The 16277-nt window shown below is 57.5% G+C and carries 15 protein-coding genes; 11 read left to right on the forward strand and 4 right to left on the reverse strand.

All coding sequences use genetic code 11. From position 1 onward, the window contains the following. Positions 1-2 precede the first annotated feature (2 nt). From gspG to V1566_RS10215, 11 genes are all read left to right on the forward strand, one after another. A complete protein-coding gene (gene gspG, locus V1566_RS10165) occupies positions 3-452 on the forward strand; it encodes a type II secretion system major pseudopilin GspG (protein WP_395305769.1) in 450 nt (149 codons plus the stop codon). Next, complete coding sequence (gspH, locus tag V1566_RS10170; protein ID WP_395305770.1) at positions 452-937, forward strand: type II secretion system minor pseudopilin GspH; 486 nt, start codon at positions 452-454, stop codon at positions 935-937. Before gspG ends, gspH begins: the two co-directional genes overlap by 1 nt. Next, positions 930-1310 carry a type II secretion system minor pseudopilin GspI gene (gene gspI / locus V1566_RS10175; protein WP_395305771.1) on the forward strand — a complete coding sequence of 127 codons (381 nt, stop codon included), beginning with the start codon at positions 930-932 and terminating at the stop codon, positions 1308-1310. The genes gspH and gspI overlap by 8 nt, the downstream gene beginning before the upstream one ends. Continuing rightward, the gene (locus V1566_RS10180; protein ID WP_395305772.1) at positions 1307-1924 is read left to right on the forward strand and encodes a type II secretion system protein GspJ; all 618 of its coding nucleotides are present in this window, start codon (positions 1307-1309) and stop codon (positions 1922-1924) included. The genes gspI and V1566_RS10180 overlap by 4 nt, the downstream gene beginning before the upstream one ends. Then, the gene (gene gspK, locus V1566_RS10185; protein ID WP_395305773.1) at positions 1921-2931 is read left to right on the forward strand and encodes a type II secretion system minor pseudopilin GspK; all 1011 of its coding nucleotides are present in this window, start codon (positions 1921-1923) and stop codon (positions 2929-2931) included. The genes V1566_RS10180 and gspK overlap by 4 nt, the downstream gene beginning before the upstream one ends. A gap of 15 nt (positions 2932-2946) precedes the next feature. Next, positions 2947-4080 carry a type II secretion system protein GspL gene (gspL, locus tag V1566_RS10190; protein WP_395305774.1) on the forward strand — a complete coding sequence of 378 codons (1134 nt, stop codon included), beginning with the start codon at positions 2947-2949 and terminating at the stop codon, positions 4078-4080. Further along, positions 4077-4562, forward strand: a complete 486-nt coding sequence (gene gspM / locus V1566_RS10195) for a type II secretion system protein GspM (protein ID WP_395305775.1) — start codon at positions 4077-4079, stop codon at positions 4560-4562. The genes gspL and gspM overlap by 4 nt, the downstream gene beginning before the upstream one ends. Further along, a complete protein-coding gene (locus V1566_RS10200) occupies positions 4559-5380 on the forward strand; it encodes a prepilin peptidase (RefSeq protein WP_395305776.1) in 822 nt (273 codons plus the stop codon). Before gspM ends, V1566_RS10200 begins: the two co-directional genes overlap by 4 nt. 216 nt (positions 5381-5596) lie before the next feature. Beyond that, a complete protein-coding gene (locus V1566_RS10205; RefSeq protein ID WP_395305777.1) occupies positions 5597-8308 on the forward strand; it encodes a glycosyl hydrolase family 18 protein in 2712 nt (903 codons plus the stop codon). A gap of 109 nt (positions 8309-8417) precedes the next feature. Beyond that, entirely contained in the window at positions 8418-8858 is a 441-nt protein-coding gene (gene iagB / locus V1566_RS10210; protein WP_395305778.1) for a type III secretion system invasion protein IagB, read from the forward strand. A gap of 133 nt (positions 8859-8991) precedes the next feature. Further along, entirely contained in the window at positions 8992-10776 is a 1785-nt protein-coding gene (locus tag V1566_RS10215) for a glycoside hydrolase family 19 protein (RefSeq protein ID WP_395305779.1), read from the forward strand. 137 nt (positions 10777-10913) lie between these two features. Here V1566_RS10215 and V1566_RS10220 read toward each other — a convergent pair whose 3' ends face one another. The 4 genes from V1566_RS10220 to poxB form a co-directional block, all read right to left on the reverse strand. After that, a complete protein-coding gene (locus V1566_RS10220; RefSeq protein WP_395305780.1) occupies positions 10914-11927 on the reverse strand; it encodes an NAD-dependent epimerase/dehydratase family protein in 1014 nt (337 codons plus the stop codon). Between the two features lie 91 nt (positions 11928-12018). Further along, positions 12019-13455: a DUF2867 domain-containing protein gene (locus V1566_RS10225; protein ID WP_395305781.1), complete on the reverse strand. Its 1437-nt coding sequence runs from the start codon at positions 13453-13455 to the stop codon at positions 12019-12021. Between the two features lie 10 nt (positions 13456-13465). Then, positions 13466-14467: a low-specificity L-threonine aldolase gene (ltaE, locus tag V1566_RS10230; RefSeq protein ID WP_395305782.1), complete on the reverse strand. Its 1002-nt coding sequence runs from the start codon at positions 14465-14467 to the stop codon at positions 13466-13468. Between the two features lie 38 nt (positions 14468-14505). Then, positions 14506-16224 (reverse strand): ubiquinone-dependent pyruvate dehydrogenase, encoded by a 1719-nt coding sequence (gene poxB / locus V1566_RS10235; RefSeq protein WP_047346936.1) that lies wholly within the window; start codon positions 16222-16224, stop codon positions 14506-14508. Positions 16225-16277: the final 53 nt, after the last annotated feature.

Consider the following 16277-nt stretch of genomic DNA (forward strand, 5'->3'; position numbering starts at 1 on the left):
TCATGGCTATAAAAAGAAAACACCTGGCTCGCCAGGCGGGCTTCACGTTGCTCGAATTAATGGTGGTGATCGTTATTCTCGGCGTTTTAGCGAGTATGGTGGTGCCAAACTTAATGGGTAATAAAGAAAAAGCGGATATGCAAAAAGCGACCAGCGATATTGTCGCGCTCGAAGGGTCGCTGGATATGTACAAGCTGGATAACCACCGTTACCCAACCACCGAACAAGGCATGCAGGCGCTGGTGACCAAGCCTGAAATCGCGCCCATCCCGAACGGTTACCGCGCCGACGGCTATATTCGCCGCCTGCCGCAGGATCCGTGGGGCGGGGATTATATCCTGGTGAGCCCGGGCGAACACGGTGCGGTTGACGTCTTCTCTGCCGGTCCGGACGGTGAAGCCAATACCGCTGACGATATTACGAACTGGTCTCTGGATAAGAAAGAGAAATAATGAAAAATCAACGCGGCTTTACGTTGCTGGAAATTATTCTGGCGCTGGTGATATTTGCCAGCTGCGCCATGATGGTGGTGTCAACAATACCCTCGCGCAGCGGTGCGGATATATTTGGCCAGCAATTAAAAGCCCTCGTTGATTATGGTTCTGACCGCGCGGTGATGGACGGAAATATTGTGGGGCTGGTGCTGACCACGGATAACTATCAGCTGGTGACGCTTGAAGATAAAAACGGCGAGCGCCGCTGGGTGCCGTTATCCGCGGGGCGTATTACCACCAAAGGCGATTTCCCTGAGGAGATGCACATTTCGCTCTCACCGCAGCGTCTGGCCGCCACGGTAACGTCCGACCCGCAGGTGCTCTTTTTGCCTGACGGCGAAATCAGCCGCTTCACGCTGGCGCTGCAAAGCTACGACAAACAGCACCATTTCCGCGTGGTGTCGCAAGGCGCGGCCCCGGTATCGGTAGAAAACGATGGCTAACGGCAAGAAAAAGCAAACGGGGATGACCCTGCTGGAGGTGATGGTCGCGCTGGCGATCTTCTCCACCGCCGCGCTGGCGCTGATGAACTCCGTCTCCCTGAACGTGCGTTTCACCCACGGACTGGCCGACACGCTGCAGGCGAGCTGGGTGGCGGAAAATCAGCTGGCAGAAGCGCAGCTCGCGAAAACCGACTTCCCGGATGCTGAGCAGCAGGGAACGGAAATTATGGGCGGACGCAGCTGGAACTGGCGCAAGCAGCGGGTCAAAACTGCCGACAGCGGCTGGGCTAACGCCATCCGCGTGTATGCGGAAGGCGATGACAGCCAGCCGGTCATCGCGCTGCAGATCGCTCCGCCGGGAGAGAGCAAGTGAAGAACACCCGACGCCAGCGCGGTTTTACCCTGCTGGAGATCATGATTGCGCTGACCATCTTTGCGGTGATCAGCACCCTGGCCTGGCAAATTCTGGACGGCGCGATGCGCACCAGTTCGGCCACCGATGCCAGCGCGGCGAAGCTCAATCAGCTCCAGCGGGCCTGGAACCTGATGGAGCGCGATTTCTACCAGCTGCAGGCGCGCGCGCCGCGCAACGAGCCGGATCTGTTCCGCCAGGTGGGCGATGCGCTTGAGCTGACTACGCTGAACGGCGTGAGCGGAACGGTCCAGCTGGAGCGCGTGCGCTGGCGGCTGGACGCGGGGCGATTGTATCGCGACGTCTGGCCGGTGATTGACGGCCCGGCGGACGCCAAACCCGACGAGGTGCCGATTGTCAGCGAGGTAAAATCACTCCAGTGGCGTTTTTACCGTCAGGGCTGGCAGAAAAGCTGGAGCGACCCGGCGCACCTGCCGGACGGCGTAGAGCTGACGCTGACCATGGAAAACGGTGATACCTGGCGCTGGGTGTTTACGACCCCGGGCGATCTGCCTGAGGCCGCTGCGCCAGCGCCAGCGCCTGCGCCGCAGCCTGCACCGGAAGTGAAGCCATGAGCCGATTACAGAAACAGAAAGGCGTTGCCCTGCTGGTGGTGCTGATCCTGCTGGTGATGATGTCGGCGCTGGCCGCCAAAATCAGCCAGCAGTTCTGCCGCAACCTGCAAAAAACGCATTACCAGGTAAGCCAGCAGCAGCTGCGCTGGGCGATGCAGGCCCAGGAAAAGGTGGTGAAAGACCGGCTGCAGGCCGACGCCAGCGGGGAAAGCAAAGCGCTCACCCTCGACGGCGACTGGCATCAGCCGCTGGAAACCCGGGGCGAAGACTACACGGTGGTCAGCCAGGTGGAGGACGCGCAGGACTGCTTTAACGTCAACAACCTGCTGGCGGTCGAAAAAATGGCCCAGGGGCAAAGCGCTCCGACGGTGCCGGAAAAGCCGCACAGAGAGCAGATTGTTGAACGGCTTCTGACGGAGAGCGGCCTGAGCCAGACCAACGCGGAAGAGGTGTATCTGCAACTGGTGGACTATCTCGATGGCGACACGACGACGGCCAAAGAGGGCGCCGAGACCGATGCCTGGGCAGGCGTGGTACCCGCCCGCCCGCCGGCGAACCAGATGATGCGCACCATTGCCGAGATCACGCTGCTGCCTGCGTTCCCGGCTGCCGCTTATCCGAAGGTGAGCAAGCTGCTGTGCGCGCTGCCGGACTCCGCCAGTAAGGTGGATGTGAACACCCTGAAACCAGAGCAGGCCGCCTTACTGGCCGCCCTGTTCCCCGGAAAACTCAATGAAGATGATGCCGTTCGCCTGATTGAATCGCGTCCTGAAACCGGCTGGGAAAATATGGAAACCTTCAGCAAAGCGCTGGAGCAGGCCTTCCCGCAGTTAAAAGACGACCTCCCGCAGGTGGCCGACTATCTCTCCATTAATAGCCGGTATTTCCGCGTGAACTATACCGGCAATACCGATGAATTAACGCTTCGCGTGGTGAGTCAGCTTCAGGTGAATAACGAAGCCGGTGAGATCGTGACGTGGCAACGTCGTTACCGAATGATTGAATAAGAAAAGTAGAACGCTATGAAACAGGTCCTTTTTGTTCGTCCCGACAGCCGCGAGAGCGGGAAAATAATGTGGTGTGTCTCCGGCAGCGAGCAGGTTGAGGTGCTGGAGAGCCTGGACGCGCTGGCGGACCATCCTCTGGCCGCCCGTGTTTGTCTGCTGCTGCCCGCCAGCAGCATGATCTTCCGCCACTTTACGCTGCCGAAGAAAATTGCCTCGCAGGCGACGGCATTCTCGTGGATGGCGGAAGAGACGCTGATTGGTGACGTGGATAACCTTCACTGGACGGTGCTCAACAAAAAGGGCGCCGAGGTTGACGCGGTGGCCATCGACGCCGATTGCCTGCGCGGGTGGTTAAGCTACTGTCAGGAGGCCGGTTTGAAGGTGATTCAGGCGCTGCCGGATGCCTGGCTGCTGCCCGTGACGGCGGGCGGAAGCACGCTTGTCGCTCTGGACGACGGCTACTGGCTGCGTTTATCGCCGCATGTCGCCAGCGAAATGGAGGCGAGCCTGCTGCCGCTGCTGATGCAGAAAGCCGGAGAGGGGGACGTGTGCTGCTACGGCGACGCGCCTGCTGGCGTCGACGTTGACGTCGGGCACCCCTGGCAGCATCCGCTGGTCCTGATCCAGCCGCAGTGGCACGCCTGCCGCGTCACGCTCCTGCACGGTGAGTTTAGCCCCAAAGCGGGGAATGGCCGTGCAGCGAAGGGTATGAAAGTGGCGATGGCCACCGCGGGGCTGCTGTCTCTCGGTCTGTTGCTGGGGCCGCGTATCGCCATGGCCTGGATGCTCGTGCAGCAGGAAAATCAGGTACAGCAGGAGATCCTTCAGGTTTATCAGCACCATTTCCCCAGCATGCGCCAGCAGACCAACATCAAATATCACTTTGGGCAAAACATGAAGAAGCAGACCAAAGGGGGCTTTTTGCAGCTTGAAGAGCTGGAGAAAGCCAGACAGGCCGTGCCGGCAATGGAAATCGATCTGCTGGAATACGACGCCCAGCAGAACACGCTGACGCTGAGCGTCAGTTCGCAAAACCAAACCGCGTTGCAGACGTTTGTGAATCAGGCCGGTGAGAGTTTTGATTTCACCCTGCAGCCTGTTTCCACCGCTGCACCTTATACCGCCATGATCGCAGGGAAATATAAATGAAAGAGCGAATCGCGCAGCTTAAGTCTCGTTATCAGAATTACAGCGCCAGGGAAAAAGTCATTATTAAAATATGTGCCGCGGCCCTGGCGGGGGCGGCCATCTATTACGCAGGCGTGATCCCTCTGGATAATATGATTCAAAACAGTAAAGCCACGCTGATCAGACAAAAAGAGACGCTGAACTGGATGCGCAGTGAAATAGATAAAAACCATCTCCAGGTTCAGCTGCTCAAAACGGATAACCCGCGCACGGTGGTAGAGAGCAGCGCGCAGGAAATTAATCTGCGTCTGACGGATGTGCGTCAGGATGGGCAAACATTATCGTTCATCGTAAATCGCGTAAACGTGTATGAACTAAAGAGCTGGCTGCGGGAAATTAACCAGACCTCCGGCGTCAGGCTGCAAAAAATGAATCTCACCCCGGTCGATCATCTCAGCGACGTGAAAGCAGAGGTACAGCTTACCTGGAGCAAAAGCGCATGAATACCTTCGCGCTAATGCGGGAGGTCTATCCGGTGGGGTTCCCGGTGATGAGTGCGATCCTGGGCGGCATTGTGGGGAGCTTTCTGGGCGTCGTCGCCGAGCGCGTACCGGGCATGGTGATGGACGACGAGGGTGGCGGCAATTTGCTGTTCCCGGCCTCGCACTGCCCGGCGTGTCAGCATACGCTTGCCGCCTGGGAGAATATCCCGCTGGTCAGCTGGCTTGTTTTACGCGGACGCTGTAGCCGCTGCGGTACCGCGATTCCATTGCGGATATTTTTAATCGAACTTTTTTCCGCGCTGTTTTTTGGCATCACTGCCTGGTGTATGCCGAATGTCCAGGCCTTGTTCTCCCTGTGGCTGCTGGCGGTATTTTTATTGCCCCTTGCCATGATCGACTGGCGGCAACAGCTGCTGCCGGACTGCCTGACCCAGCCCCTGCTGTGGGCTGGATTACTGCTCCATGCGTTTGACCATACGCTGCCGCTACGTGATGCGCTGTTCGGCGCCGTGGCGGGCTATCTGTCTCTCTGGCTGCTGTACTGGGCGTTTCGACTGACCACCGGGCGGGAAGGGCTGGGATATGGCGATTTTAAGCTGCTGGCGGCTTTAGGCGCATGGTGCGGCTGGCAGGCATTGCCCTCGCTGGAATTAATCGCCGCGTTAAGTGGTATTGTCGGTTATTTCGCGTTAACTCATTTAAATAAAAATAACCTCATTATTTCTTTTGGACCGTATCTCTCATTTGCTGGAATAGTGGTGTTTAGTGCGCAGCAGTTTTTTTTATATTTTAAATGTTCAGGTCAAGTTTTTTTATAGATTTTTTCGACGGTGGAAGAGAAGGACGTCTCTTTGCGCTCTGTGTATTGTAAGGGATATAAGCTATACGGAATTTGGGCTTGTATCTTTTTATGGAGGAATACAGCGCAGCAACACATTTTTTTGTCACGGTTTTCAGGTTGGTTAAATTCGCACCCATGCTCTCACGGAAGACATGGTTATTAACGTTATAAGTAAATTTATCAGGAAATAAAAATGAAATTTATGAAGCCTAAATATCTGGCGCTTTTTGTTGCAGCCGCAACAAGCTCAGTATTTGCAGCGGCACCGGGTACGCCGACTATTAGCAGCGGTAATGACAAATTTGCGCTGGTAGAAGTAGACCAGGCGGCACAGGACTATAACAGCCTTGTCAAAGTTCACCCTGACGGCGTGGACGTGAAGGTTGAGTGGAATGTCTGGAGCGGTGATGCACCAACCTCAGCGAAAGTGCTGCTGGACGGCACCACGGTCTGGTCGGGCGCGGGCAGCGCGGCCGGCTCTGCTACCTTCAAGGTGAAAAAAGGCGGACGCTACCAGGAACAGGTTGAACTCTGTAATGCCAGTGGCTGTAGCAAAAGCCCCAGCAAGCTGATTATCGTTGCGGACACCGACGGAAGCCACCTGCTGCCGCTGAACACCCCGCTGCTGGAAAACAACAAAGCCTTCGCGAAGCACACCGATAAAGTGGTCGGTGCTTATTTCCCTGAGTGGGGCGTGTACGGTCGTAACTTCCCGGTTGATAAAATCCCTGCTGCTAACCTGAACCACATTCTGTACGGCTTCATTCCAATCTGCGGCGGTGACGGCATCAACGACAGCCTGAAATCCATCGAAGGCGGCAATAGCTTTGAAGCCCTGAAGCGCGCCTGTAATGGTCGTCAGGACTACACCGTGGCGATCCACGATCCGTGGGCAGCCCTGCAAAAACCGCAGTCCGGCGTTTCTAACTGGGACGACCCGTACAAAGGCAACTTTGGTCAGTTGATGGCGCTGAAAAAAGCGCATCCAGGTCTGAAAGTTCTGCCGTCTATCGGCGGCTGGACCCTGTCTGACCCGTTCTATCAGATGAACGACCCGGCCATTCGTGCACGCTTTGTCTCCTCCGTGAAAGAGTTCCTCCAGACCTGGAAATTCTTCGACGGTGTGGATATCGACTGGGAATTCCCGGGCGGCGGCGGTGAGAACGCGGCGCTGGGCAACCCGCAGCAGGATAAGGCAACCTACACCGCGCTGATGCACGACCTGCGCGCGATGATGGATGAACTGTCTGCGCAGACGGGCCGTACCTACGAACTGACCACCGCGATTGGTTCCGGTAAAGACAAGATTGAAGATGTGGATTACACCACCGCGCAGCAGTACCTCGATCATATCTTCCTGATGAGCTACGACTTCTACGGCGCGTGGAGCAACACGGTACTGGGTCACCAGGCGGCGCTGCATGCACCTGCATGGCGACCTGATACCGACTACACCACCGAAAACGGCGTGAATGCGCTGCTCCAGCAGGGCGTACAGCCGGGCAAAATTGTGGTGGGTGCGGGCATGTACGGTCGCGGCTGGACCGGCGTACACGGTCAGACGGGCGACAACCCGTTCACCGGTACCGCAACCGGTCCAGTGAAAGGGACCTGGGAATCGGGGGTTGTCGACTATCGCCAGATCGTAAATGAGTACAAAGGCAAGCCGGGTTGGGAGTATGGCTACGATGCGACTGCGGAAGCGCCTTACGTATTTAACAAATCAACGGGCGATCTAATTTCCTATGAAGATGCGCGCTCCGCGGCGGCGAAAGGTAAATACGTTCTGGCCAATAAACTGGGCGGTCTGTTCTCCTGGTCTATTGACTCTGACAACGGCGACATTCTGAACGCCATGAACGAAAGCCTGCTGGGTAGCTCTACGCCAGTTGAACCTGTAGTGACTAACCACGCGCCAATCGCGTCATCGGTAGACCAGACCATCTCCGGTCCGGCCACCGTTACGCTGGATGGCTCTGCCTCTACCGACCCGGATGGCGATGCCATCACCTACAAATGGACCCAGATTTCGGGCCCATCGGTGACCCTTACCAACAGCTCCAAAGCGAAAGCGACCTTCAACGCTGCGGCAGTAACCACCGACCAGACCCTGGCGTTCCGCCTGACGGTGACGGACGCTAAAGGCCTGAGCAACGCGATTGATGTTCAGGTTGTGAACAAAGCACCGAAAGCCAACCAGGCACCGGTTGTGAACCAGATGGAAGCGGTAACGCTACAGGCGGGTGAAACCTACGCCCTGCATGCGCAGGCTGCGGATCCAGACGGCGATGCGCTGACCTACGCCTGGAGCGTTCCAGCGGATATGCACGCGACTGGTACCGACACGGCGAACGTGAACATCACCGCGCCGGAAGTGAGCTCTGCCTCTTCCTACACCCTGAGCGTTGTGGTGAGCGACGGCAAAACCAGCGTGCAGTCTAACGTCCAGGTGACCGTGAACCCGAAACCGGCTGACGTCACGCCGCCTGCTGACGATGTCACCCCACCCACTGACGAAGTAACCCCTCCGTCAGATGACGTCACTCCGCCATCTGACGAAGGAACGGCAACCGGTAGCTGCGACAATCCTGTCGATGCTAACGCCAGCAAATATGCCGCCTGGGATGCCAGCAAAATCTACAACAATGGCGACACCGTAAGTGCCGACCACCTGGTGTGGAGAGCGAAGTACTGGACGCAGGGCAACAAGCCTGGATTCGGTGTGGATGCATGGGAACTGGCGAGCAACGTGAAGATGAACTGGCGCTCTGACCTGGTCTACAACGGCGGTGAAACTACCACTTACCAGGGCAACGTTTACCGTGCCAAATGGTGGACCCGCGGTGATAACCCGGCGAACAGTGACGTATGGGTGAAAGAAGGCGCAGCAACAGACTGCAAATAATCTTACCCGATAAAACGCTCACCGCTCTCTTGAGAGGGTGGTGAGCGATTCAAAATCATTTTACAGGATGTGGGCAAGGAGAAATAACCGAAACTGTCAGCAGGTGAAAATGAAAAAGTTAATATTGTTGCTATTGATAATAAGCCAAAGCGCACTGGCAAACTGTTGGGATAAAGCGGCGCATTATTATCATGTCGATCCCTATTTATTGTATGCCATTGCTAACGTTGAATCCGGGATGAACCCGTATGCGGTTGGGAAAAACCACGACGGCACCCGTGATGTCGGGCTAATGCAAATTAACAGCTCCCATTTTGCGGAGCTTGGGAGCAGGGGGATCGATGAATACCGGCTGATGACCGAGCCCTGTACCTCCATCATGGTCGGCGCTTCCATCCTGTCCGGGATGATTAAGGTCTATGGGTATAACTGGGAGGCAGTTGGCGCGTATAACGCCGGGTTAAAAAAAGAGAATTATCCGCAACGTATGAAATATGCCCATAAAGTCTGGGCAAAATATCAGCAATTGAAATTAGCGGCACGTTATTAAGGTTTTTTATTTTTGAAGAATTCCCGAGGGTGTTCTTCGAAAAGTGAAAACAGCTGTCTGTGGTTTATTTATTAACGGATTAATACATAAGCCGGGATTTTATAATTTAACTTCTATTAACAGGAATACAGAAATGAACAAAAGGACGTTACTGAGTGTACTCGTTGCCGGCGCATGCGTCGCCCCGTTTATGGCGCAGGCTGCCTCGCTGCAAGCGACCCCCAGTGAGCCGTACACCATGAAAGCCAGCGATCTGGCGAAAAAAGAAAAAGAGTTGACCAGCTTCCCGCTGATGGCCTCGGTAAAAGAGACCATCCAGACGCTGGACAATGCTCAGGTAGAAATGATTGAGCCAGGCCGCGCGGCGAACCCTGCAAACGTGAAGCGCGTGGAAGGGATCGTCAAGGCCAGCGACTGGGAATATCTCTTCCCACTGCGCGCGCAGGCGTACACCTACAGCAACTTCCTGAAGGCGGTAGGTAAATTCCCGGCGCTGTGTAAGACCTACAACGACGGTCGCGACAGCGACGTTATCTGCCGTAAAGAACTGGCAACCATGTTTGCCCACTTTGCCCAGGAAACCGGCGGCCACGAAAGCTGGCGTCCGGAGGCCGAGTGGCGTCAGGCGCTGGTTCACGTGCGTGAAATGGGCTGGACCGAAGGCCAGAAGGGCGGCTACAACGGCGAATGTAATCCAGATATCTGGCAGGGGCAGACCTGGCCGTGCGGTAAAGACAAAGATGGCGATTTCGTAAGCTACTTTGGCCGCGGGGCGAAACAGCTGTCTTACAACTACAACTACGGTCCATTCTCTGAGGCGATGTTCGGTACCGTTCGCACCCTGCTCGACAAACCTGAGCTGGTGGCGGATACCTGGCTGAATCTGGCGAGTGCGATTTTCTTCTTCGCCTACCCGCAGCCGCCAAAACCAAGCATGCTGCAGGTGATTGACGGTACATGGCAGCCGAACGATCGCGATAAAGCCAACGGTCTGGTTCCGGGCTTTGGTGTGACCACCCAGATTATCAACGGCGGCGTAGAGTGCGGCGGCCCGACTGAAATTGCGCAGTCTCAGAACCGCATCAAGTACTACAAAGAGTTCGCGAACTACCTGAAAGTGCCTGTTCCGGCAAATGAAGTGCTGGGCTGCGCCAACATGAAACAGTTCGATGAAGGCGGCGCTGGCGCGCTGAAGATCTACTGGGAACAGGACTGGGGATGGAGTGCCGACACGCCAGACGGCAAGACCTACTCTTGCCAGCTGGTGGGCTACCAGACGCCATTCAGCGCGTTCAAAGAGGGGGATTACACCAACTGCGTTAAGAAATTCTATAACGTGAACATCATCAACGACGATGGTTCTGCCACTAAGCCGGACGAAACCCCGGTCACGCCAGCGCCCGTTCCGGATGAAACCCCGGCCGAACCTGTCGCAGTTAACCATGCACCGGTTGCCCATATTGCCGGTCCAATCGGTGCGGTTGACGCCGGTGCACAGGTTTCTCTGAGCGCGGAAGGGTCTACGGATGCGGATGGCAACAAGCTGACCTACACCTGGCGTTCACAGGATGGTCAGACTGTCACCGGTCAGGATAAAGCGGTGGTGACCTTCAAGGCGCCAGAAGCGGCGACGGCTCAGCAGGTTGAAATCAGCCTCACCGTTAGCGATGGCGAACTGAGCAGTACCACGTCTTATCTTCTGAACGTGAAGGCGAAAGCATCAACACCTTCTCAGGACGACGGTGCTTACCCGGCGTGGAGCGCGAACAGCAAGTACAACGCAGGTGATATCGTGAACAACCACGGTAAACTGTTCCAGTGCAAACCGTTCCCGTACAGCGGCTGGTGTAACAACGCCCCGGCATACTATGAACCGGGGGCAGGCCTGGCATGGTCGGACGCCTGGACGGCTCTGTAAAAGCAAACGGCAACCCTCGGGTTGCCGTTTTAGTGTTTGCTCTTTCCCCTCACCCTAACCCTCTCCCCAAAGGAGCGAGGTAACAGTACGGTGCAGTTGTAGGCCCGGTAAGGCGAAGCCGCCACCGGGCAAAAAGGCTAGCGATGAAGCTTCCCGTGATCCCGCAGCCACGCCGCCGTGCGCACAATCCCTTCATCCAGCGTCACAACCGGTTTATACCCCAGCTCGTTCTCCGCCCGCGAAATATCTAGCGTGAAATCAAAGTTAAGCTTCGATACGCCGTAATGCGTCAGCGCAGGCTCTTTAGCCGATTTACTGCCAAAGCGCTCCATGCTGCGGGCAATCATATCCAGCATCGGATAGGGTACAGAACGGATACGGCAGTCGATCTGCAGCTCGTCGATCAGCCGCTGCACAATGCTGCGCAGCGTGCACGGTTCGCCGTTGGTGATGTTGTACGCACGACCAGAAATCAGCTTGTCGCAGTCCGGCTGGCTTGCCAGCCACATGGCGTGAACGGCGTTTTCGTAATAGGTCATATCCACCAGCGCATCACCGCCGCGCGGTAGCAACACGCTGCCATAGTGGTGCATCATCTGCGCCAGACGGGGAATAAAGACTTTGTCGTGCGGCCCAAACAGGCTCTGGGGGCGCAGCACGGTAAAGCGGGTATGCGGGTTCGACTGTGCCAGCAGGTCAACCACCTCTTCGCTGGCCGCCTTGCTGCGGGCAAATTCACAGGCAAAACGAGCCGGGCGGAAATCTTCCTGCACGTCACGATGGTGGTGATAGTCGAAATAGAGTGACGGTGACGAGATATGAATAAAGTTACGCACGCCCCAGGCAACGGCCCATTCGCCCAGACGGCGGGTTGCCCGCACGTTGGCGAGATCGAAGGCTTCCTGGGTACCCCACGGGGAGGTGAAACTGGAACAGTGCCACAGCGTGTCGATACCGGCGAGCATCACTTTCGCCTGAGAGGAGACCAGCTCCGTCAGGTCAGCATGGACGAACTCTGCGCCCATTTTTTGCAGCAGTTTTCCCATCGCTTCGTTGCGACCGGTAGCCCTGACGCTGATGCCCTTGTTGCGCAGAAATTCGACCGCATTTCGGCCTAAGCCGCTGGTCGCCCCGGTAACCAGTACCTTCATAGCTATCCACTGTGTTGAAAAGAATTTCGTGCGCATTCTTTCGTGAATTACGACGCTATGCAATGGGAAAGGTGAAAGAAAAAGAGTTTTATTAACTTATTTTCATCTTTTGTTCTGCCCGTTGCGCAATGCGTTTCGCCATCCCCCGGAAGATAAACAGGTGGGCGGGGATCATCAACAGCCAGTAGAACAGACCCGGCATTCCGTGCGGATGCCACCAGGCGCGGACGTCCAGTTCACGATGATCGCCTTTGTCTTTGAGGGTAAAGCAGAGTCGGCCCAGCCCCGGCGCTTTCATACCGAACAGCATCGCCAGCTGTTTTTCCGGCTCGACGATGATCACCTTCCAGCTGTCGACCGCATCGCCCACCTCAAGATACGGGCGAGCCGGGCGGCCTTTTGCCAGCCTGTGCCCCACCAGCAGATCCATTGCCCCGCGCGTTTGCCAGAGGATGTTGCCGAAGAAATAACCGTCTTTGCCGCCAATCTGGTTCACGACCTCCCACAGATCTGCAAGGCTGGCGGAAGTCTTCACCGTGCAGCCCGCCTGTTTTGGGTAATAGCCGTACTCCGGCCGCCAGCGGGCAAACGCCTGGGCGTCGTAGCCCCAGTCGCTGGAGTTCACCAGCTGCTCTTCCTCTTTCAGCGTATTGCGCACGGCATCATCAAAGCGGATCAGATCCTGGGGAATGAGTGCCCGGAGTTCGCGATCGTCCGCCAGCAAATCGTGCTTCAGCCCCTGGATCAGCGCTTTGGCTGTCGTTGGCGGCACGGAGGTGATCACGTTCAAAAACCACACCGAAATCCAGCGGGTTGGAAAGGGGATGGGGATCAGCCAGCGGCGGCGGCGGCTGACGCGCATGAAATGTTCGAACTGCTCCTGATAGCTCAGGACTTCAGGGCCAGCGGCTTCCAGCACGCGGTGTCGCTCCGCCGGGTGATCCAGCAGGGCCACCAGATAATGCAGTAAATTCTCCAGCGCAATCGGCGTGGTGCGCGAACGGACCCAGCGCGGCGGCGTGAGTACCGGCAGGTTGTAGACCATATCGCGCATCACTTCGAAGGCGGCGGAGCCTGCGCCGACGATAATTCCGGCGCGCAGTTCGGTGACGGGAATGGTGGCGCCGCGCAGGGTGTCAGCCGTCAGCTGGCGGGCGCGCAGGTGATCGGACTGCTCATGCTCGGGCGCCTGGAGCGAGCTTAAAAAAATCACCTGCTTCACCGGCGTTTGCAGCAGGGCATCGCGGACGTTCATCGCCACCTGCCGCTCGTGGGCGATAAAATCCCCGCCTTCACCCATGCTGTGCACCAGATAGTAAAGCGTGTCGACCCCATCCAGCAGCGCGGGAAGCTCCTTCGGCCAGTTGAGGTCAACGCTGTGGCAGGTGACGCCGGGCAAGCTGAGTTTTTGCAGCCGTTCGGTATTGCGTGCCGCTGCCAGCACCTGGTGTCCCTGCTGGCTTAACGCCGCGGTGAGATGCTGACCGATATACCCGCTGGCACCGAGCACCAGAATTCGTTGCGGCACGTGATGCTCCTTAACGCTGTAAAAAAGCCTGCCAGTGTTTCACCACGTCCGCCAGCTGTTCGCGGCTCACGTCGAGATGCATGACCAGGCGCACGACAGGTGAGGCGTTGATCAGTACGCCACGCGCTTTCATAAATTCACCCAGCGAAGCGGCGTGGTCATCGCCCACGCGAACAAACAGCATATTGGTATCATGGCGCATCACGTCGGCGCCAATTTCGCGCAGCTGCGTAGCCATCCACGCGGCGTTGTCGTGATCGTCCTTCAGGCGCGCCACGTTGTTTTTCAGGGCATACAACCCGGCAGCCGCCAGAATACCTGCCTGACGCATGCCGCCGCCGGTCATTTTGCGCCAGCGGTTGGCGCGCTTGATGTAGTCTGCATTACCGACCAGCAGAGAGCCCACCGGCGTGCCCAGACCTTTAGAGAGGCAGATGGTGAACGAGTCGCAATATTGCGCAATTTCTTTCAGTTCGCAGCCGTACGCCACCACGGCGTTGAAGATGCGCGCGCCGTCCACGTGCAGGCCGAGTTTACGCTCGCGGGTAAACTCCCATGCGGCTTTCAGGTATTCGCGCGGCAGCACTTTGCCGTTGTGGGTGTTTTCGAGGCTGAGCAGCCTGGTGCGGGCGAAGTGAATATCGTCGGCTTTGATTTTCGCCGCGACCTTATCGAGCGGCAGGGAGCCGTCCGGCGCGGCGTCAATCGGCTGCGGCTGAATGCTGCCGAGCACTGCGGCACCGCCTGCTTCATACAGATAGTTATGTGCGCCCTGGCCGACGATATACTCTTCCCCGCGCTCGCAGTGGCTGAGCAGCGCGACCAGGTTAGCCTGCGTACCGGTTGGCAGGAACAGGGCGGCCTCCTTGCCGCTCAGTTCAGCCGCGTAGCGTTGCAGTTCGTTGACCGTCGGGTCATCGCCGTAGACGTCGTCCCCGACCGGGGCGGCCATCATCTCTTCGAGCATGGCGCGGCTCGGGCGGGTTACGGTATCACTGCGTAAATCGATCATGGCATGTCCTTATTATTAAAAAGGCGATGCCAGATGTTTTACCTGAGCCAGTTGGTTTTTGCCAGTTCGATCACCTCGTCACCGCGCCCGCTGATGATGGCGCGCAGCATATACAGGCTAAAGCCTTTGGCCTGTTCCAGCTTGATCTGCGGCGGGATCGCCAGCTCCTCTTTGGCGACGACGACATCCACCAGCACCGGACCGTCGATGGAGAAGGCGCGCTGCAGGGCTTCATCCACCTCTGAGGCTTTCTCCACGCGAATACCGGTGATGCCGCAGGCCTCGGCGATGCGCGCGAAGTTGGTATCGTGCAGCTCGGTGCCGTCCGTCAGGTAACCACCGGCCTTCATCTCCATTGCCACGAAGCCCAGCACGCTGTTGTTAAAGACCACGATTTTCAGCGGGAGCTTCATCTGCACCACCGAGAGGAAATCCCCCATCAGCATGCTGAACCCGCCGTCGCCGCACATCGCCACCACCTGACGCTCCGGGGCTGTCGCTTTTGCGCCCAGCGCCTGCGGCATGGCGTTGGCCATCGAGCCGTGGTTGAACGAGCCGAGCAGGCGGCGTTTGCCGTTCATCTTCAGATAGCGGGCCGCCCAGACGGTTGGCGTGCCCACGTCGCAGGTAAAGATGGCATCGTCGTCGGCGAAATGGCTGATCTGCTGCGCCAGATACTGCGGGTGAATGGCTTTGTCGCTCGGTTTGGCGAGGTCGTCCAGCCCCTTGCGGGCATCGCGATAGTCGCTCAACGCCTTATCAAGGAACTTGCGGTCCGTTTTTTCTTCCAGCAGCGGCAGCAGGGCGGCAAGGGTAGATTTGATGTCGCCCACCAGCGCCATATCGACCTTGCTGTGCGCGCCGATGCTGGCCGGGTTGATATCAATCTGAATGATTTTGGCATCCGCCGGATAGAACGGACGATACGGGAACTGGGTGCCGAGCAGGATCAGCGTGTCGGCGTTCATCATGGTGTGGAAACCGCTGGAGAAACCGATCAGCCCGGTCATTCCCACGTCGTAAGGGTTATCGTACTCGACGTGCTCTTTGCCGCGCAGGGCGTGGACAATCGGCGATTTCAGCTTACCGGCAAATTCAAGCAGCTCCTTGTGGGCGCCCGCGCAGCCGCTGCCGCACATCAGGGCGATATTGCTGGAGTATCGCAGCAGCTGCGCCAGTTTTTTCAGCTCTTCTTCGGCAGGCGTAACCACCGGCTGCGGCGCGTGGTACCAGTGCGTGCTGGCCCCTTCAGGCGCAGCTTTGAGGGCCACATCGCCCGGGATAACGACCACAGAAACGCCGCGGTTCAGCACGGCCTTGCGCATGGCGATCGCCAGCACCTGCGGGATCTGCTCCGGGGATGAAACCAGCTCGCAATAGTGGCTGCATTCACGGAACAGCTCCTGCGGATGCGTCTCCTGGAAATAGCCGCTGCCGATTTCGGAAGACGGGATATGGGCGGCAATCGCCAGCACTGGCACGTGGTTACGGTGGCAGTCGAATAGCCCGTTGATAAGATGCAGGTTGCCGGGACCGCACGAGCCCGCACACACGGCCAGCTCCCCCGTGAGCTGTGCTTCAGCGCCTGCGGCGAAGGCGGCAACCTCTTCATGGCGGGTGGGCATCCATTCGATGGTCTTCATCTTGTTGAGGCTGTCGCTAAGTCCGTTCAGGGAATCGCCGGTTACGCCCCAGATACGTTTCACGCCAGCCTGTTCGAGCGTTTTCGCAATATATGCTGCCACGGTTTGTTTCATGGTTGTCCGTCTCCTTTTTGTGATATCGCTTACAAGCTTAGAAGAAAGTCTCC

The sequence above is a fragment of the Enterobacter sp. ECC-019 genome, assembly GCF_043974075.1.
GTDB lineage: Bacteria > Pseudomonadota > Gammaproteobacteria > Enterobacterales > Enterobacteriaceae > Enterobacter > Enterobacter asburiae_D.